This window comes from Cuneatibacter caecimuris (assembly GCF_004216775.1).
GTDB classification, from domain to species: domain Bacteria; phylum Bacillota; class Clostridia; order Lachnospirales; family Lachnospiraceae; genus Cuneatibacter; species Cuneatibacter caecimuris.
In genome coordinates, this window is sequence record NZ_SGXF01000001.1 from 21280 (window position 1) to 40689 (window position 19410).

16 protein-coding genes and 1 pseudogene are annotated in these 19410 nt (G+C 47.0%); all 17 read right to left on the bottom strand.

What is annotated here, in order from left to right; translation table 11 throughout:
* Position 1: 1 nt before the first annotated feature.
* The 17 genes and pseudogenes from EV209_RS00130 to leuD all read right to left on the bottom strand — a co-directional run bounded on the left by EV209_RS00130 (position 2) and on the right by leuD (position 19405).
* Entirely contained in the window at positions 2–2713 is a 2712-nt protein-coding gene (locus EV209_RS00130; protein WP_130431863.1) for an EAL domain-containing protein, read from the bottom strand.
* 7 nt (positions 2714–2720) lie between these two features.
* The gene (locus EV209_RS00135; RefSeq protein ID WP_130431865.1) at positions 2721–4268 is read right to left on the bottom strand and encodes a sensor domain-containing diguanylate cyclase; all 1548 of its coding nucleotides are present in this window, start codon (positions 4266–4268) and stop codon (positions 2721–2723) included.
* A gap of 31 nt (positions 4269–4299) precedes the next feature.
* The gene (locus tag EV209_RS00140) at positions 4300–5775 is read right to left on the bottom strand and encodes a GntR family transcriptional regulator (RefSeq protein WP_130431867.1); all 1476 of its coding nucleotides are present in this window, start codon (positions 5773–5775) and stop codon (positions 4300–4302) included.
* Positions 5776–5816: 41 nt separating this feature from the next.
* Positions 5817–7145, bottom strand: coding sequence for an ABC transporter substrate-binding protein (locus EV209_RS00145; RefSeq protein WP_130431869.1), 1329 nt, complete (start codon positions 7143–7145; stop codon positions 5817–5819).
* On the bottom strand, positions 7142–7573 hold the full coding sequence (locus EV209_RS16445) for a response regulator (RefSeq protein WP_207220556.1): 432 nt from the start codon (positions 7571–7573) through the stop codon (positions 7142–7144). Before EV209_RS16445 ends, EV209_RS00145 begins: the two co-directional genes overlap by 4 nt.
* Positions 7574–7615: 42 nt before the next feature.
* A pseudogene (locus EV209_RS17015) lies at positions 7616–7708 on the bottom strand (ATP-binding protein); the annotation flags it as partial.
* Positions 7693–9264 (bottom strand): sensor histidine kinase, encoded by a 1572-nt coding sequence (locus EV209_RS00150; RefSeq protein ID WP_207220557.1) that lies wholly within the window; start codon positions 9262–9264, stop codon positions 7693–7695. The gene EV209_RS00150 and the pseudogene EV209_RS17015, both read right to left, overlap by 16 nt.
* Positions 9265–9925: 661 nt before the next feature.
* Positions 9926–11413, bottom strand: a complete 1488-nt coding sequence (gene thrC / locus EV209_RS00155) for a threonine synthase (RefSeq protein WP_130431871.1) — start codon at positions 11411–11413, stop codon at positions 9926–9928.
* 78 nt (positions 11414–11491) lie between these two features.
* A complete protein-coding gene (locus tag EV209_RS00160; protein WP_130431873.1) occupies positions 11492–11950 on the bottom strand; it encodes a NanQ anomerase/TabA/YiaL family protein in 459 nt (152 codons plus the stop codon).
* Positions 11951–12177: 227 nt separating this feature from the next.
* Positions 12178–12741 (bottom strand): hypothetical protein, encoded by a 564-nt coding sequence (locus EV209_RS00165; protein ID WP_130431875.1) that lies wholly within the window; start codon positions 12739–12741, stop codon positions 12178–12180.
* Positions 12742–13063: 322 nt separating this feature from the next.
* Positions 13064–13456 (bottom strand): hypothetical protein, encoded by a 393-nt coding sequence (locus EV209_RS00170; protein ID WP_130431877.1) that lies wholly within the window; start codon positions 13454–13456, stop codon positions 13064–13066.
* A 168-nt stretch (positions 13457–13624) separates the two neighbouring features.
* Entirely contained in the window at positions 13625–14923 is a 1299-nt protein-coding gene (locus tag EV209_RS00175) for a hypothetical protein (RefSeq protein ID WP_130431879.1), read from the bottom strand.
* A 92-nt stretch (positions 14924–15015) separates the two neighbouring features.
* Complete coding sequence (locus EV209_RS00180; RefSeq protein ID WP_130431881.1) at positions 15016–15405, bottom strand: hypothetical protein; 390 nt, start codon at positions 15403–15405, stop codon at positions 15016–15018.
* 416 nt (positions 15406–15821) lie between these two features.
* Positions 15822–16466: an ATP-binding cassette domain-containing protein gene (locus EV209_RS00185; RefSeq protein ID WP_130431883.1), complete on the bottom strand. Its 645-nt coding sequence runs from the start codon at positions 16464–16466 to the stop codon at positions 15822–15824.
* A 28-nt stretch (positions 16467–16494) separates the two neighbouring features.
* Positions 16495–17361: a hypothetical protein gene (locus EV209_RS00190; RefSeq protein WP_130431885.1), complete on the bottom strand. Its 867-nt coding sequence runs from the start codon at positions 17359–17361 to the stop codon at positions 16495–16497.
* Complete coding sequence (locus EV209_RS00195; protein WP_130431887.1) at positions 17351–18250, bottom strand: hypothetical protein; 900 nt, start codon at positions 18248–18250, stop codon at positions 17351–17353. Before EV209_RS00195 ends, EV209_RS00190 begins: the two co-directional genes overlap by 11 nt.
* Positions 18251–18916: 666 nt before the next feature.
* A complete protein-coding gene (gene leuD, locus EV209_RS00200) occupies positions 18917–19405 on the bottom strand; it encodes a 3-isopropylmalate dehydratase small subunit (RefSeq protein WP_130431889.1) in 489 nt (162 codons plus the stop codon).
* Between the last annotated feature and the right edge of the window lie 5 nt (positions 19406–19410).

Here is a 19410-nt window from a genome sequence, read left to right on the forward strand (position 1 = left end):
GTCAATGGCTGAGGAAGAGGCAAAGCTCTTCTTCCGGCATGGGCCGGGCATAAAAATATCCCTGGATATAGTCTACTCTGGATTCAGCAATTTCCTGCTGCTCTTCCTGGGTCTCCACCCCTTCTGCCACAACCGAAAGCCCATTGATGGATGCCATATTCACAATGGATTTCAAAAGCGCGCACTGCTTGGGGTTACTCAGAATTTGCCGTGTCAGAGACCGGTCTATTTTGATGATATCCACAGGGAGGTTGGACAGATAATTGAGGCTGCTGTACCCTACCCCGAAGTCATCCAGCGCAATTCGTACGCCGGCCTTTCTCAGCTTTTCCAGGGCCTGAGCTGCCTGATCGATGGATTGGATCAGGACACTCTCTGTGATCTCCAGCGTAACAACCCCCGGATCAATGCCGGCAGAGCAAATCAGCTTCAGCAGGTGATCCGCACTGTTCCCTACCAAAAGCTGCTGTACAGAAAGATTAATGCCGATGCGGCGGAGTCCTGATTTCCTGCCGCATCTGTACATAAACATGCACGCCTGCAGAAGCACATAATCCCCCAACTCCTCAGCAATGCCGTTTCGTTCCGCAAGAGAAATCACCTGACCGGCAGAAAAATATCCTCCCCTTCCGTCAGGCAGACGTACTAATGCCTCGGCGGCACTGTACTGGTTTTCTGACAGCAGCATGATGGGCTGGTACCAGACTTCCAATGACTTCTGACGAATAGCCTTCTTCAGCCGGCGCAGGATATCGGCCTCTGTCCGGATCATCTCATCCAGCCGGCCGTTATAGACGGCTATTGCCTGATCCGCTTCTTTGGCAAAACGCAGCGCCGATTGGATGTGGTCCAGAAGGGCGCCCGGCGTTTTACCGTGTTCCGGATACATACATACCGCAATACGGACTTTCAGCGAAAATGAGAGGTTCCCTACCGTAACCGGTTCATCGAACATACTTTGCAGACGTCCGGCAAAGGACGCCTCTGGCTCATTTGAGAGAGAAACACCCAAAAATACATCCCCGTTGATGCGGTACAGATATGAACCAAAGGGTCGCGAAAGCCTCCGCAGGGCCTCATGCAGAATCTCGTCTCCGATATCCGCGCTGAACAGCTCATTATACTGGCTGAATGAACAGATATCCACGCAATAAAGAGCAAAGCGCCTTTTTTTATCATACTCAATCAGCATATTTGTGTCCCGGAGAAACTTTGGCCTGTTGCCAGCCGCAAAAACCGGGTCGGAGTATGCCAGCTGTTCCACTTGTTTCCGGTAGCGGTTAAAAGTTTTGGACAGCTCCATCATCTCAAGGTCTGTATATTCATCAAAAGTCACATCGCTCTTGCCCTCGATCAGCTGTCTGCATTTTTCAGTCAGCATTCTGACAGGGGATTCCTTTGACATACGGTCATAATAGGCTTGTATTAATTGGGAGACCAGTTCCGCCGCTCCGATTTCTTCCTGCTCACAGCAAATATATTGATGGCGGGCCATCAGAAATTTCTTTTCACCGTTGATCCGTACCTGAAGCATCAGCTCCAGGGACAGACCCCTGGCAAAGCCATCGCAGCTTTGTTCATTCATTTCCTCTCTCAGAGCTACGATATAGCTGCCCTCATCCAGCCTTCCGGCGAGGAAAGGGCTGTGGATATACTCATTCAGCCGTATCGGAATACTCTGCAGATACTGTTCTTCCTTAGCCGGGCCGATCAATCGGGCGGCCTGCGCATATCCTTCAATAGAAAAAAAGAACAGTATAACAGGTGAAGCCCCGCTTTGTAACCAGCCGTCCAGAGCCTGCGTAAATCCCTTTCTATTATAAAATCCCGTGACCTGGTCTACATTGTCTACCTTGCTCAATATGCGTTTTTGACGGATCATCCTGCGCAAGAGAAAAATAAAGGCCGTCAGGAAAACCTGTAATAAAACGCACAGCAAGACCATCCGCAAGCGCTGCCCGCCGCTAAGCCACCCCGATACAGGCTGAATGCTGAGCGTCCACTGTGTGGGAAGATGAAACACGGTCTTCTGCGCCTGAGAAAAATCCATCTCCTCGTCAGAGCTCGCCACAACTTCTTTGTTTCCATTCTGCGGCTCCACCCGCCAGAGCTCATAGTCATATCCCTGAGTATACAGATCTTCCAACCCCAACTGTTTCAGGACATAGTCCCGGTCCAGCGCTACAGCTACCTGCCCCAGGTATACGTCTTCTTTGACAATAGGCTGTAAAAACAGAAATACCTCCTGTCCTTCTGGTCCGTTTTCCAGGACGACAGGACCTTCTACCACAAGATTTTTTACCACTTTTGACATTGTGTAGATATAAGAAAAATCGCTCAGGTCCCGCCCAGCCAAATCTCCAAACCTCTCTTCGGGAAGAATATGCGTCAAGGTATCCCCTTCGAACAGGCAGACCATGATGACCTCTGCCCGCTGAAGCAGCGATTCGGATGCGGACGCAAGCCATTCCGGAACCTCCGCCTCCAAAGACATTGACGCATAAACTGTTTGCGCCAGGGAGGATGCCTCATTGACAGTACCCTGCATCTGTAAAAGAATTTTTTCTCTGTAATAGTACAGAATATTTTCAGCTTCCCTCTGCCGTATACCTACGGCAGCCTTCCGAATCCAAAATACGGAACCCACGGCAACAAAGAATACTGAAAATATGATGATAAAGCAGGATAATCTTCGCCAAACCTGATTTCTCATGCACACCTCATTTCTGTTGAATATAGTAATAGCCTTTCCCATTTTTCTTTACGTAGTAAAGCGCCTCATCAGCCTCTGCAATCATTTGTTCCAGTTCTGTGCCCGGCCGGTAAACAGCCACCCCGATACTGCATTGGACGGGAATACTCTGTCCGCCAGACTGAATACTCGTCTGCAGCCGCAGCACCAGCTCGTCCAAAACGCTGCGCAGCTCTTTTTCATCATCCAGTTCGGTCAGCAGCATGACAAATTCATCCCCGCCGTACCGTCCCACTGCTCCCTGGTATTTTTTCTCATACTCTCTCAGAATGTATCCGATACTTTTCAGCGCTATATCACCGCTGGCATGGCCGCAGCTGTCATTCAGATATTTCAAATTATCCATATCCACAAAGCACAAAGCCTGTATCATCTGAGGATCAGCCTTTTTCAGCAGGACATCCGCCTGACTTAAAAACACTGAACGGGTGACCACACCGGTAAGGCTGTCTGTCAGACCGTCGCTGGTGAGACGCAGAACCTCCTGAAAATCAGCTGTCTCCGGACGCTCATCCCTGTAAATCCTGTTTTCCAGTTCCTCCACCGAATGAACCAGTATATCTACTGTCTTCATCTGGCCGGCGATATATCGTCTCACTAATCCTAAAAATGCTATGCAAAATAAGACTGAAAGCCCAACTACCAGGAGCAAAGCAGGGAGCGTCTCTTCATATGCAGTCCAGAAACTGACTGAACATAAAATATCCCATCCCGTATTCTCTACCCGCTGATAGGCAGTATAATACAGGTTTCCATTGCGCAAGCTCCAAAAAGCGCCTGGACGGGCTGCCAAAAGCTGTTCTTCCAGATAATCCGCCGTAACGCCGAACAAAACGCTGTCATTTATAACCTCTGTAATAGAATCCCCATAAGGAAATCCCGCTGTAGAGGACATGATCTGCCCCTGCGTACCGATCAGCGTAATTTCCGAACCGCCGGTTCCCACCGATTGTCTCAGGATTTCCACGATTTCATCAAAATAAATCGCGCAGAATAAGCACCCTGTGATTTTTCCTCCACCCAGCAGCGGTACCGCCACCGTATAATTTAGAGTCGCTCCGTCAGCACCTGCCGCAAAGCTATCCGTCACCTGGCGTTTGCCGGTTGAAAACAGCTTCTGCATATAGTCCCGGCTTGCCAGACTGGCAGGTTCAGAGCCGTCGGAATAGACATAAATATCAGAATCCACATAACAGATCATCATGTAACCAAAGTAGGGACTCATTTGATCCAGTTTTTTCACCTTTTCGATGGGAGGAATGTCTGGGTCGTAATATTCCGAAAGACCAGCCAGTGATTCCAGCAGACTGACGGCGCCACGGACTCTCTGGGAGATCCGGGCATGGCCGGCAACCAGCGAAGTTTCGGCATCTGTCTTCATCCTGCCGGCCGAGAGAACGCCGCCGCCAATAAAGACAGTAATCATGATCAGCAGGCAAAACAGGATTGTATAGCGAGTAATGACAGCAAAAGAGATATCCCATTTGCCTTCTTTTTTTTGAAGATTTTTTTTCATATGAACGGCTCGTTTTCCTTCCTGTTATTCTTTAATGCCACAATGCCCTTCCATCATATACCTGCATCGCTGCATCCAAATACCCTAGTTTCTCGCACTCCGTGATTACCAGGCTGCGAATCTGATCATACACCTCCGCAGCTGTCTTCGCAAACATACTGGCATTGCCGCTGAGCAATATACTCACAGCTTTAATACATTGCTGATAAATCTCACTGTTCTGTGGATTAATGTCCGGACTCACCAGTTTTGGAATGCCTCTTCCAATGCTGAAGTTCCGGGCAAGTATCTCATAGATCGATCTCAGCGCGTCATACCGGATATGCTCTGTAATAAAATCCAGCAGGGTGCGGGGGATTAACTGATGCTCACAGGCCTGCTCCCTCTGCCGCAAAATGGACGCTTGAAGACGCTCTGCTTCCTGAGAAGATACAGAAGCCCCCGCATGGGCGGCCACCCTTTCTGCTGTCAGGGACAGCAGATCCAAACTGTCCAGATAGCGCCGTACATGACAGGCTATGGATTCCGGAGTAATATGGACGGACTTCAGCCCCGCCAGATCCATCATCACTGATATCCCGCGCCGGGGCGCTGCTGTTACAACTCCCCAATCCTGCAGCATCCGCACTGCTTTTACAGAAGTATCCCGGCTGACGCCATAATATTCCTGAAGTTGGGCATGGGTGGGCAGGCGGTCGCCAGGTTGATAACGGCCGATAGCAATCAGGCCCAACAGGTCCAGGCAAACCGTGGAATACCTCTCCTGCGTCAGGCTGAGCTGCTGTCCCGCTCCTCCTGCCTCCGCCAGCATAGGGCAGGGCGAACGCAGCTGGTGGAACTGGCATTCCCCTGCCTGTTCCGCAATCATCCGATATTGCGAGAAAATCGCATCCAATACCTCCTGTTCCGGCGCATTGCCGCTTTTTACAGCCCGAAACAGAGCTTTGATATGGGTAAGGTACCGCACCCGTTCTTCCGGCGTTCCCGCCGGCGGCTCTTTTCCCCGAAAGCCCAGGCTGTCCACTGCGCGCAGGGTCAGCTCATTCTCATTGCGGGCGATAAAAAATCGTCCCAGACGGCTGGAAAGCCGCCAGAATTCTTCTGGCCGGTTTGGATCCATTTTACTGAGAATCATTTCCGGCGTCCGCCAGTCAGTACCTTCACAGAGCTGTAATCCATGTAAATAGACAGGATAACAGAGCAAATCAGCGGTCTGCATCAGATCATTCACCAGGGCGCTGTCCGCCTTTCTCATATTTTGCAGCGCACGCCCCGCCGGAGAGGGAAAGGATGATATTACCGCCGGCCGTTTCCTGGGCGTAATTTCTAAAAAGCCATCCTGCTCCAGAAGCTCCAATGCATGCCGGACGGTTCGTTCGGAAGTCCCGAGTTCCCTGCACAAAGCCCCTCTCCCGGGCAGCTTCGAACCTACCGGCAGAATACCGCTCTCAATCTTGTTTTTCAGCTGCCGGTAGGCCCGTTCATATTGGATTATGTCGTTTTTCATCCTATTCCACCGATCCACTTCTTTATTTTATACAGGCCGTCTTAATCCATATTACTGCGGCCCTTCTCCAACGCTTCATTACAGCTTCTGTCAATGGCTGCAGCCACCTCCTCCGGCGGCTTTACCCCCATCAGCAGATCATTGATATTCCGGTAAAATACATCCCTCACCCCCTGCCAGTTGATGCTTCCGCGTATATTGTCAACGACAGCAGCTGTGTTCTCTCCATAGGCCTTCAGCATCCAAATTTCGTCCTGATACCTTTTGATCACGGATTTGCTGACCGGAAGCGTGCCTAACGTATATTTCATGGTTTCTTCATCCGTGCAGAGAAAACGAAGAAAATCCTTGGCAGCCTGGATCTTGTTCTGGTCTCCATTATCGAATATACAAAAGCCGTTGGAACTGCTTGTACAATACCCCGCACCGGACAAGTCGGGAAAATTGGCGGCAAATACATCCACTCCCTTGTTTCTGGCATCCCAAAGATTGGTCAGATTCCCCACGCATATAGCCAGCTGCCCATTATAAAACAGGTTTACACACTCTAAAAGTTCCAAGTTTTCTGCGCCTTTCGGAGTGATCCCTTTCGCATCCATCTCTTTGATCCATGTTAAAGCCCGGATTCCCTCCGGCGTATTGACTGCAAAATTTCCGTTTTTGTCATACAGCGGACAGCCGTAGGCCCGAAGCAGAGTCATGATATGGCTGTCTCCCTGATTGTTCGCCGCGTACATCATAAATGCAAAAGTATTTTCAGCAGTCAGGGATTCCTCCAGCCTCTGGCAGACCAGATTAAATTCTTCCGTGCTCCAGTGGGCGATTGACTCCTCTTCCGGTATGAATTCTGAAAGCCCGGCGTTTTCCATCATAGTCCGATTGACCATCAATGTATTTTGCAGCTGATGAAACGGCAGAGTATAAACCTGTCCGTCAATGGAATTCTGGTTCCAAATAGATTCGTCGATATCAGAACGCAGGCTCTCATCAATCATGTCGTCCAGGGGGACCAGCCATCCCCGCTTCACATACAGCGGCACATTCCACGAACCGGCAAAAAAGATATCGGCCGCATCCGGAGTACCGTATTTGTCTGCCAGCTGCGTCTGCTCATCCAGATAATCATAACGGCTGATCAGAAAATCCACATCGTACCGGTCATACTGCGCCTGAAAGCGTTCTGCCGCCTTCACGAGCATATCATAGACCTCTGCCTCGCCTGTGCCTGGAATATTCCCCAAACCAATGGGCGGAGTTTTCACTGTCAACGTCACTTTTTCCGGCTCTTCAATCTTTTGCGTCTCACAGCCGGCCGCCACAAAGCAAAGCGATGCCGCAAGCAGAACACAGAGCAATCCCTTTTTCCTCATAATAGTCCCTCCCGATCTTTAATGATCTCAACTTTTTTGAACAGCAGCTTGATATCCAGAGGTTTTGTCAGCACATCATCCATATCCGCAGCCAGCGCTTTTTCAATATCCTCACGAAAGGCATTGGCCGTCATGGCAATAATCGGGACATTCCCGGCATCCGGCCGGGGCAGCGCGCGGATGCGCCGGGTGGCCTCATATCCGTCCATCACAGGCATCTGAATATCCATCAAGATCAAATCAAAATATCCAGGAGAGCTGGCTTCAAAGGCAGACAGTGCCTCTTGCCCATCCCGCGCTTCCGTCAGCTTGCAGCCCTGCTCCTCCAGAATGGATACAACGATCATCCTGTTAATGTCATTGTCCTCTGCAGCCAGAATATGTTTGCCCTCCAGGCCCCGGTCCTCCCTCTGCATATCACTTGACACGGCTGTATTTCCGGATTGTTCCGCCTGCAGAAAAGGAATAGAAAATGTAAATACCGTCCCTTTTTCCGGCTGGCTTTCCACAGATATAGACCCTCCCATCTTCTCTACTAAAGTTTTACTCAGCGTGGTTCCCAGCCCGTTCCGTTCTGTGAGGAAGCGCGTCTTTCCTGCTCAAAGGGTTTCCAGATATGCTGCAAAAAATCCTGGCTCATGCCGCAACCTGTATCGGCCACCTGAAAAACAGTGTTGGCCACGCCGCCGGTCAGTTCCTGCCTCACTGTAAGGGATATTTCTCCCCCTTCAGGGGTGAATTTTACTGCGTTTCCCAGCAAGTTTGTTAAGATCTGCTTGATCCGCAGGGCGTCCCCCTGCACAAGAGGCGCTTCCAGGCCTTGAACGTCAATGCGGAAATGCAGCCCTTTATTCTCCACCTGATTTTCCAAGAGGGTATGTACTTCTTCGATCAATCGTTTCAAATCCATTTCTTTTGGATAGATCTCCAGCTGACCGCTCTCAATTTTGGACATATCCAGAACATCTGTTATTACATTTTGCAAAAATGCCGCAGACACCTCCGCCTTTTTCAGATATTCGTTCAGTTTTAGAGGATCGTCCAGACTCTGGCGCATCAGATACTGCAGCCCGACAATACCGTTAAGAGGCGTGCGGATTTCATGGCTCATATTCGCCAAAAACGTAGATTTTGCCTGCTCGGAAGCCCGGGCAACCTTTGCCGCATTGGTGGTGTGGTAGAGAAAAGATGCAGCAAACAGAATCAATACGCCCAGCACAAAGAAAAAAGGGAGCGAACGGAAGATCAGCGTTTTCACCTGGTCTTCCGTCACTTTCGTGGAAACCTGTACCACCAGATACCACTCGTTCCCCGCATGATGATTCAAAGACTGAAACAGGGTATAAAAAGCGCCGTTATCCAGGCTGTATTCTACGAACAGGCTTTCCCCCTGTTCCACCGCCTGAAGGCAGGATTCCAGAGAACCGTTGTTTCTGAATTGCGCGTGTTCCAGCGGAGTCAGGAAATTGTTGTCCGGCGTGCTGTATTGCCGGCTTGCCGTAATAATATCGCCGGACTTCTGCATCACTACTGCAATTCCTTGTCCGTCAAAGCTCTCCAGCCGCATCTGGTCCGCAATCTCCGCAATGGGAACCAGCCCCACCGCACCGCTGATTTCTTTTTCTCCGGCAGAAACCGGCGTTGTCAGCCGCACGCCATAAACAAGAAACTCACCCCATTTTTCCCGGCTGTCTTCATCATACCGAATGACAAAATTGCCGTCCGTCCGCTCAAACTCTTCCGCCCAGGGCATATCCGAAAACTGGGACTTTAGGTAAGAACTGCTGTATACTTCCCCGTCTGCCGTAATCAAATAAAGCGTATCAAAAGAAGTGGTTCTGGCCTCTACTCCCAAATTATAAATGACTTCTTCAAACCGGCTGTCTCTGGACGCATCGATTCTGTCCAGAATCACCCGGAGATACTCAGTTTTGCTGTCCATCTGATTGACGATATTCAAATGATCATGATCTGCAATCTGCTCCATAAAGGAAAAAGTAGTGGAATAAACCGCCTGTTCAATGCTTTGATAATACAGCCAGTAGCCACTGCCAAGAACTCCAAAAGAAATAAGCAGAATCAGCGCCCATACCCACCAACGGCGCCCACTTTTTTTCATGGCTTTGCGCATCTTTCCCTCCCCTTTTCCAATTTCTCTTGCAGTGCAGACAATCTTCCGGCATCTGCGAAACTGGGTACATATACAGTCCATTAAGATCATTATAACATCTGACCTGTTATATTACAAGCTCAGAGGAAATTATTTTCAGCCTTACGCCGCAGTGCAATCCCCCGGAGGGTTTTATTGCATAGGGAACGCAATTTCCTATGCAATAAAACCTGCTAAGAAAAGCCAATAGTTTTCCAGCAGGTTTTCAATTTTTTTATTGTCTTTTAAATTTGTGTCATCAACACACTGTACTTTTACCTTTCGCAGCATCAATTCCTACGCTGATCACAATAACCTCCTGATTCAAAATTTATAATATCAGCAATTGTTAAACAACCCACACTTATTACGATTCAGTTTAGTTCGTTACACGAAAGCTCCATAGAATATCAACCTGCCTAAGCGAATGTATATAATAAGTGGTTGGCTGACGGTTTTATTAACGGATGTGATAATCCAAAAAAGCCTTGCCATACCAACTGCTTTCCTCATTATACAAATTAAGTGTAGATGTTGGAGTAATTACTCTCTAACAACTACACTTTTATGGTACTAAAAAGGCCCACAGGACAATTCAGAATAGTCTGCAGGCCAACCAAGTTGAACTTTTTCAGATTTCCAGAATCTCTTTTACAGTAGCTTTCATTTCCTCCACGCCGCAGGTACGGTCGTGGAGCACAGGCGCGGTGCGGATGCTTTCCACTGCCTGGGGCACCGGCACACCGGACAGCGCCGACAGCTCGTCCACCAGAGCGAAGTCCTCTCCACCCGCATTTTCCGGCGCGATAGCCTCCATCACGCTCCTGGTAAATTTGTAAGGGCTGGCCGTGGAAGCGATTACGGTTTTGGTGTGGTCGCCGGTTTCCGCCGCATACTTATCATAGACGCAGGAAGCCACCGCCGTATGGGGGTCCAGCACATAGCCTTCCTCCCGGAATACTCTGGCGATCTGTTCCTTCACTTCTTCTTCAGAAGCATAGTTTCCATAAAAATCTTCCAGATTCCTGCGCAGCTCTTCGGTCACCTGATAACTGCCGGTCTGGTTCAGCTTCCTCATCCTGGCCGCGTTGTCCTCCGCGTCCTGGCCTCCGGCCAGATAGAGCAGGCGTTCCAGATTGCTGGAAATCAGAATATCCATGGAAGGCGAAGTTGTCAGGATGAAGTCCCGGTTCCTGTCATAACAGCCCGTACGGAAGAAATCATAAAGAACTTTATTTTCATTGGACGCGCAGATCAGCTTCGCGATGGGAAGGCCCAGGCGCTTTGCGTAATACGCGGCCAGAATATTGCCGAAATTGCCGGTAGGCACCACCACATTCATGGGTTCTCCCTCTTTCAGCTGCCCGGCTGCCCTCAGGCGGGTATAGGCGTAAACATAGTACACCACCTGGGGCACCAGGCGGCCGATATTGATAGAATTGGCGGAAGAAAACTGGAATCCGGCCGCAGCCAGCTCCCCGGCCAGCGCCTGATCTCCGAAAAGCTTCTTCACACCAGTCTGGGCGTCGTCAAAATTGCCGCGGATTCCCACCACATATGTATTATTCCCCTTCTGGGTCACCATCTGGCGCTCCTGCACGGGGCTGACGCCGTCTTTTGGATAGAACACAATGATCCTGGTGCCCGGCACATCTGCAAAACCAGCCATGGCCGCTTTTCCCGTATCCCCGGAGGTGGCGGTGAGAATCACGATTTCATGTTCCGCATGGTTTTTCTTCGCAGCCGTCACCATGAGATGGGGCAGAATGGAGAGTGCCATATCTTTAAAGGCAATGGTGGCGCCGTGGAACAACTCCAGATAAAACGCGCCGTGCTTTTCCACAAGAGGCGCGATCTGCGGGGTATCGAATTTTTCATCATACGCCCCTGCGATGCAGGCCTTCAATTCTTCTTCCGTATAATCTGTGAGAAACAGCTTCATCACCTCATAGGCCAGCTCCTGATAGCTCAGGCCCTGCAGTTCTTCCAGGCTCTTGTCCAGCCTGGGCAGCTGATCCGGTACAAAAAGCCCCCCGTCTGATGCAAGTCCTTTTAAAACTGCCTGGGACGCGGTGTATGCCGTCCTGTCTCCTCTGGTACTTCTGTATGTCAAATCCATGTGGTCCCTCCGTCATCGTTTTTAAAACAGCCGAAGCAGATGCTCTCCGCTCCGGCTGTATGAAATTCATCCTTCTGCTCAGTCCTCTTTGATCTTAACGATCACTTTCTTCACCATAGCCGGCTTGCCGTTCATGGCCTTGGGCTTATGTCCGTCCTGAGGATTGAAAATGCAGTAATACCCGGCAGGCGTCGCCATATCGATTCCGCGCACATCATCGGTATAGAATGTCACGTCCTTATCGGGGTTGTACTCTGTCTTCACCGTCAGGTCCTTCTTGGGCGCGTAGGTCATCACCTCGCTGCCGGAAATCACATACTGAATGTCGGTATAGTGCTCATGGGTTTCAAACTTGCAGTCCTCCCATGCTTTAGTCTCATATTCCGTCACATTCACATATACTTCTTTGCCATCCACCTCATATTTGCCGGGCTCAATGGCTTCCAGATCGGTCTTCTGCAGGAAATCCACCGCAGTCTCATAATTCTTTCCCAGACCTCTGTAAAAATCCAGATTTTCTTTAGAATCATAAATCATTTCCGCTCACCTCGCTGTTAAATTAGCCTTTGCGGCTTTGCAACAAGCATAGCACAAACTGATCGCAAGTTCAACTGTTTTTCTCTTGCGCCGCCGGATTTCCGACCCATTCCATGGCTTCCAGATAAACGCTTCCGGCAAACATCCTCTTGTTTCCCCCGGATTCTGCTTTTTGATACTTCCGGATCTGAGTCTCCAGACGGACCTGTTTCTGAAATCAATGCTCCCTAGTTAAAAAGACCTATAACAGTGCTGGACGACGGATATAATTTTTCTATTTTATTTAACGCACAATCCACATTTTCTATTGAACTCATATTACCATCATGTCTATGTGTCTCCAAGAAGGCCAGAACAGTCCCCTCCTCAAATTCCCAGGTCCTATATGATACATTATGATAGGGAAGTTCCATGTCCGCATCAATTTTCCCCACGGGTAAATAGTAAATTAGACATTCGTATCTGTTAATGTACTGACCTCCATCCAGACTCAGCGGAATCATGCCGGAAGCTTCCTCTAACTGCTTTTCACTTATCAACGGTGAAAGAACCGGCGCTCTAAAAAATGAAGGCTTTGTCAGTTCCAAAATGGTGTATTTCGTTTTTGTCTGATCCAAGGCGAAATAGCATTGCTTATCTAATGATTTCATTGCGTCTGTCTCAATTTCTTTCAGGCGTACAAAATTTTTGTAATCAGACTTTCTAAGGACATGTGATGAAGATGTAAAATAGAAAAACGCTGCAAAACCAAAAAGTATAACACATGCAGCTGCAATAATAATCTTTTTCATTGCTCATTCCTCCCTAGATATCTTTTTCTTTTTTTCTGGTATTTATTTTCCAGACTGAAACTATCTGGTACTTTCTCCCACCATTAGATTTACTTTCAAAGTATGTTATCTTTCATTTTATATCGCTCTCCTGCCTCTGCCATATATCAACAAAATTTTAATATATATTTTCTATTTCTATGTAAAACACTGAAGAGCTGCCCTTTCACGACTTTTAATCGCAAAACAACAGCCCCAAATTAAAATAGTTTCTTTTTGCTTTTCACTCTCATTCATCCGATAACACAGAACAAAATTTTATCAGTGTATATTTCATCTTTGTTTAATTTATAACTGTTTTTATACCAATATAGCCAAATGCTCCGGCATCCCCATCACAAGATAACCGCGCAGTAAATATAGGGGTTCTTGTTCCAGCAACAATAAAGTCTTGTGCACCTGCACTAATAAATGCAGCAGTATTTGAGTGCACATTACTCGTTACATAAACTATTGCATAATTTCCAGACCGTCTATTAACTGCAGTCATTTTTGCCCTATAACCCCCTGCATAATAATTCACACTACCTGAAACGCTCATCCTATGAACTCCTGCCAGATTATCCTGTTCAAGATCTACAGCCATCTTATCAACCGCTGCCATCGAAACAACTGATGTCGAGATCACTATAACTAACGATAAAACCACTGCTCCAATTCTTTTTTTCCACATCATTATATCCCCCTCTTTCTTTTCTGTTTTTTAACCAACTATTTCACAGACAGTCTAATATAATCTCCGTTAGACTCACATCCAACGTAACTCATTTTGCTCTTTTATCTCTGTCAAATACTCATAAAATTCTATTTGGATATATGGCACCCACAAACAAAAATGACTATTCTATCCTTGTAACTCTTTATATCCCCGAATCTCTCCGGTTAATATATTTATATAAAAATTCATTACACTTTTATCCTTTTCATTCTGGAGCGTAATTTTCCAGCAAGGAGTGAAGCGTCCACTAAATATTGTTTCAAATTCGTCTTCATCTGAGGGATCACTGCAATATGTGAAATCTATACTCTTCACCTGGAATGATGATCCTTCTGTCAGCACCTCTGATAATTTTCCCAACACTTCCGTCAGCGGCAGCACTGCCGTAATTGGCTCCCCTCTTTCTTCCACCTTACATACTCTGTCACATTCTGTAGTACAGTCCAGCCTGTCTTTTTCTATCATCATTGCCTCAGAAAACCATACTTTCATCTCTGGTACTTCAAAATTTTCCAATTCTGCCCAAGCAGAATTTCTCTGGTTAAATGCATCAAATGGAATCCCATTATAAATGCGGCGCGCATATAGACGATAAGCCTTGTTTTTTTCTGTAATTTGACTAACCTGTACACCACAGACCTGGAAAGTAAGGTCAGAATTGGGATTTTCCAGGTAATAATTTTCATTAATTTCCTGGTTAAAGGTTTCAATTGCCTCATCAATGCTGACTTCTCCATCCAACAGTTGTACGGTGACCTTCGGTATCTCATGATTCCTAAGATCATAATACTCCCCTTCGTAGGGATGAACTTCTGGATGTGCAACAATCTCATCATCCAAACCCGCAATTACCCCTCTATTCGTCCAAGTATACAATTTTATTCTCAAAAACTGCATTTCCCGGCCATTATCCTCTGGGATATACATGATGCTAAATGCATCATCATAATTTTCTTCTCCACTTTCTAATTTTTTCTTGGCAGTAGGAAGTGGGATATTTTTGCCATCTGGTAAGATAATTATAACATTTTCTTCTGTAATATCTTGGAATTGACTAAAAAATTTCTTGGCCTCCTCTGCATACTCCAGAATACTCTGTTCATCTCTCTCATAAATTAACTGAATCGAAGAAAAACTATCCGCTTCCGGAAATTGTACAAACGAAAGATCACCGGATAAATTAGAATAACCTCCGTCACGCAGGGCATCCAGTGCTTTTGCTATATCTTCTCTTGCATCCTTCACAGATACCAGATTCCCTGTCTTTTGTTCTTCTGTTTCGCCACTGGTGAAAGTTGTTTCCTGCACTGAGGATATCCCAGTATCGCTTTCCTGTGCGGTAGTTCCAGGCTCAACTTTGTTTCCGCACCCCATAATTCCCAGGCATAAAATTATAACTGCATAATATTCTAATCGTTTTCGCACAATATACCTTCTTTCATTCATCCACACATATAATATTAGTAGAAAGGGATATTGTAAAATTAAGTATTTTCTACAATATCCCCTCCTTAAGATTAACTTACAACTGCTTTTATACCAACATAACCAAATGCACCGGCATCTCTATCCGCAGAAAGCCGTGCAGTAAACGTTGGCATATTTGCTCCAGTAGAAGCAAAGTCTTGTATACCTGCCCCAGTAAATGTGCCCGTGTTAGAGTGCAGGTTACTGGTCACATAAACAATTGCATAATTTCCGGATCTTTTGTTCACCGCAGTCATCCTTGCTCTATAACCATTTGAATAATAGTTCACCATTTGTGTAATGCTAGTTCTATAAACCCCAGCCAAAGTATCCCGTTCCAAATCTGCAGCAAACTTATCAACCGCCGCCATAGCCGCAACTGATGTCGACATCACTACAATTAATGTTAAAACCACTGCTACTATTCTTTTTTTCCACATAATTCTTTTCACATCTTTATTCAGATGTATCTCCTTTCTTTTTAATCAATAGACGTTTACAAAATTCATACTCTACCAAAATACTGTTTCTTTGCTTAGAGTTAATTGATACTCCTCATAAGACTCAAAGAAGTACTGTGGATATATGGATAGCCACGATCTGATTATATATTTTCAACAATCGTTCTTACTTTAAAATCTGCAAAGTCTATACCTTCACTACGATTTCTGAAAAGTTATCCACATTAACTGTCATGAATTTCGCAATCACCTATTTTTAACCGACTGTACAACTGCTATATTTCTGCTATACCTTTTCCATTGGACTCACCCCAATCATTTATGTACAAAATAACCAGCTCCAGGCATTAAACCCTAATAACTGGATTGCTGCCTTATGTAAGTAAAACAATCCTCTACTCCGCCTTCAGCTTCCCCTTCTCCATCCGAAATACCACATCGCACAGCCGCCGGATATCCTCCGTCATATGAGAGGCCAGAATCACCAGCTTCCCCGGCTGCCTCCAGGACTCCAGCAGCTTTCTGATATCTTCCACTCCGTCCACATCCAACCCGTTCATCGGCTCATCCAGAATCAGGATATCAGGGTTCTCCATCACCGCCTGCGCGATCCCCAGGCGCTGCCTCATTCCAAGGCTGTACTTGCTCACGGACTTTTTCATATCCGGGTTCAGGCCCACCTTCTCTATGGCTTCCCGCACCTCCTCCTTCCCGATCTTTCCCCGGAGCCCCGCCAGGAGCATCAGATTCTTCATTCCGCTGTAATAAGGGATAAATCCCGGCACCTCGATAATCACTCCCAGGTTATCCGGAAAATCCATGTCCTTTCCCAGCTTCTTTCCTTCCACCCAGATCTCTCCTGACGTCGGACGGATGTACCCGCAGATACATTTCATCAGCATGGTTTTTCCTGAGCCGTTCCGCCCAATCAGCCCATAGATTTTTCCGCTCTCAAATTCCGCATTGATATCTTCCAATATCGTATCTTCCCCGATTTTCAAGGACAACTCTTTTATACTTATCTTCACATTGCCTACCATACCTTCTCCTTTCACCCAACTCCAGCTTTTATTCAATTTCGGTAATGCTCAGGAAATTGTACCTGCGCACCAGCCAAATATTCCACAGGCTCAAAAGCAGGATCGGCACGGCAAAATACAAATATGAGCACCAGAACGGGCATAATGGCTCACGCAACAATGCCGTATAATGAAGCCACACATTCGTATGCGCCATGGGGAATATCCACATCAGTTTCCCCTCCAGCAAAGAAAAGGCAGTCCCGATTCCCACCAGAAAAATCACTGCAAAAATCCCTACCCCTTTCTTCTTCTGCAGCCAGAACCAGAGCAGAATCAGCGCAAAAAGCATTAAGTACAGTACCTGCATCAAATACGTTTGCAGCACCGCGGGCAGCGGCTGTACCTGATTATACAGCCTGGCTGTAATCAGCTGCGCCGCAAAGCTTCCGGACTTTTCCGGGAAATTCAGATAATACTGGCGTACCGTCAGGCTCCATTCCATGCCCCATTGAGATTGAAAAAGAGCCGGAAGCGTTGTTCCCAGAAAAATCACTGCAATATAGGAGCCCATTGCCATCAGCACAAAAAGCATCTGTCCCCACATCCAGGAGGTTCTTCCGATTCGATGGATAAAAAACACCGTATTCCCATCTGTCCGCGGAAAATCACTGATCAGCGTGATAAACACCAGCGGGATCAGCAGCATCAGCAGCGGCGAATTCGCTACGGCTATAAACGGCTCCAGCACATTCAGCTTTTCCCCCATTTCCACCGCCATTTCCATTAAAGGCGACACTGCTGTCTGATAGAAAAAGATCAGCAAAACAGCAACCAAAATCATCCTCGGGTCCGTTACCCATTTGATATACTCTGTCCGGGCCGTTGCCCAGACGGCATGGCGTTTATGCTCCACAGTCCAGCCTCCTCCCCATCAATATACAGTAAAGAACCGCTGTAACAAGCAAACCAACCAGAATCCACAGCCATTTCCCCACCGTTGGCATGGTAGCTGCGCTGCACAGAGAATTGCTGGCCCAGCTGTCTATCTTCATCATCATCTCTTGATCCCATGCTATACGATAGAAGTTATATATTTTTTTCCAGATCGTATCATAGAAGAATAATAAAATCATAGGAAAACAGAGAACCAGATATTTATTGCGGAGAAATCCCACAAACAGGATGGCCGGGAGGGAGAAAAATGCCCCATAGAAAAACATGTCCAGCCCAAAGGACAAGAGCAGTCCCACATCCCCCAGAATAGAATAGAACCAAGCCAGGGAATTATTTGCAAACACAACCATATCAAATAATTCCGGTTCTAACATCTGCTGCATTTCTCCCGGATGCGGGAACACTGCCAGCACCGGAACGGCCGCCAGAATATAGCCAAACATCACTGCCAGCCCGCCGCATAACCAAACTGCCAGCACATGCCCCAGGTAATGCTGGTACCTGCCGCTGCGGTGAATGGAATATCTGGACATCCCGCTTTTCAGCTCATCCAGCAAAAACGGGATTCCCGGAAACGCGGCAACCACAGGCAAAAACATGGCGAGATAAGCCGACTGTCCTACGGTCCGTATTGCGCTCAGGTTCAGCACTTCAAAAGACTGCAACTGTGTTCCCCATTCCCCTCTGATCAGAAACAGCACCTGTAATGCGGAATATCGCCGCCCTTCTCCGTCTGTCACCAAAGTCGCAGTCAGGAACAGGAATGCCGAGGCAATGACTGCCATCCACATTCCATAGCTGCTGAAAATTGCTTTCATACTTTGTTTTAGCGCTTTGCATGTCTTCATAAACATCACTCCCCCCAATGATATAGTTTTTATTGCTAACGTTCTTGCCCGTTCTGTATATTCCCCGTCTCTGGATCAATATAAAAATTGCCAAACTCCTAAAGTAAAAATATTTGTCCATCCCCGGCAGAATATAAATATACTATATAATCTCACCTCTAAACCCGTTCACGTTTGTTGGTTATAGCATACTACATAATACTATAAATGTCAATATTTTATATTATTTTTATATTATTTCCATTATTTTTATGCATTTCGTCATTTCTTTGTGTTTTTTGACACGATTCGACTGTATTCGACTTTTCTCAATCCTCCCTTATATGCTAATATTACATCGCTATAAAACGCGCTTTCAGGATATAAAAAAATCAGTTCCCCTAAACAATGTAGTGCCAACTCACCCCAACATCTCTCAGAGGCAATCAAGTTCCCTGCCGCATTCATAAATAAGGCTTTCTCTATAACAGATCATATCCCACAATTTTATAGCAATTTCAAATCACCTGAAGCAAAAATATTAAAGAATATATTAGAATGAACTTAATAATAAGTAAAAAATGATTTTCTTAGAGAAATGATATGATTTAAATCAAAAACAGAGCAGCCGCCCGCCCCAATACGCCCGGGCGGCTGGCTGCTCCTGCTCTGTCCTATTATTCTGTTTTACTTCTTCCCATTAATATAACTAATCAGCCCTTCGGCAGCGATGATCTTCTGCATAAACGGCGGAAAGGCCTGCCCCTGGAACTGGGCGCCTTTTGTACGGTTATAGATCATCCCGCTGTCAAAATCGATCTCCACCTCATCCCCGGCTTCAATGCCTTTGGCAGCCTCGGGGCATTCAATGATGGGCAGCCCGATATTGATGGAATTGCGGTAAAAGATCCGGGCAAAGGTCTCCGCGATCACGCAGCTGACCCCTGCCGCCTTAATGGCGATGGGCGCGTGCTCTCTGGAAGAGCCGCAGCCGAAATTTTTCTCCGCCACGATAATATCTCCCGGCTGCACCCGGTCAATAAAAGTCCGGTCAATATCCTCCATGCAGTGCTTCGCCAGCTCTGCGGGATCAGAGGAATTCAGGTATCTCGCCGGAATGATCACATCCGTATCCACATTGTCTCCGAATTTAAATACATGTCCTTTTGCCTGCATTTCCC

Excerpts from the sequence above, each read along its gene's own strand:
- EV209_RS00140 (WP_130431867.1), bottom strand. The coding sequence starts at position 5,775 with ATGAAAAACGACATAATCCAATATGAACGGGCCTACCGGCAGCTGAAA.
- EV209_RS00130 (WP_130431863.1), bottom strand. The coding sequence starts at position 2,713 with ATGAGAAATCAGGTTTGGCGAAGATTATCCTGCTTTATCATCATATTT.
- EV209_RS00165 (WP_130431875.1), bottom strand. The coding sequence starts at position 12,741 with ATGAAAAAGATTATTATTGCAGCTGCATGTGTTATACTTTTTGGTTTT.
- EV209_RS00150 (WP_207220557.1), bottom strand. The coding sequence starts at position 9,264 with ATGAAAAAAAGTGGGCGCCGTTGGTGGGTATGGGCGCTGATTCTGCTT.
- EV209_RS00135 (WP_130431865.1), bottom strand. The coding sequence starts at position 4,268 with ATGAAAAAAAATCTTCAAAAAAAAGAAGGCAAATGGGATATCTCTTTT.
- leuD (WP_130431889.1), bottom strand. The coding sequence starts at position 19,405 with ATGCAGGCAAAAGGACATGTATTTAAATTCGGAGACAATGTGGATACG.
- thrC (WP_130431871.1), bottom strand. The coding sequence starts at position 11,413 with ATGGATTTGACATACAGAAGTACCAGAGGAGACAGGACGGCATACACC.
- EV209_RS00195 (WP_130431887.1), bottom strand. The coding sequence starts at position 18,250 with ATGAAGACATGCAAAGCGCTAAAACAAAGTATGAAAGCAATTTTCAGC.
- EV209_RS00170 (WP_130431877.1), bottom strand. The coding sequence starts at position 13,456 with ATGATGTGGAAAAAAAGAATTGGAGCAGTGGTTTTATCGTTAGTTATA.
- EV209_RS00160 (WP_130431873.1), bottom strand. The coding sequence starts at position 11,950 with ATGATTTATGATTCTAAAGAAAATCTGGATTTTTACAGAGGTCTGGGA.
- EV209_RS00180 (WP_130431881.1), bottom strand. The coding sequence starts at position 15,405 with ATGTGGAAAAAAAGAATAGTAGCAGTGGTTTTAACATTAATTGTAGTG.
- EV209_RS00145 (WP_130431869.1), bottom strand. The coding sequence starts at position 7,145 with ATGAGGAAAAAGGGATTGCTCTGTGTTCTGCTTGCGGCATCGCTTTGC.
- EV209_RS00185 (WP_130431883.1), bottom strand. The coding sequence starts at position 16,466 with ATGGTAGGCAATGTGAAGATAAGTATAAAAGAGTTGTCCTTGAAAATC.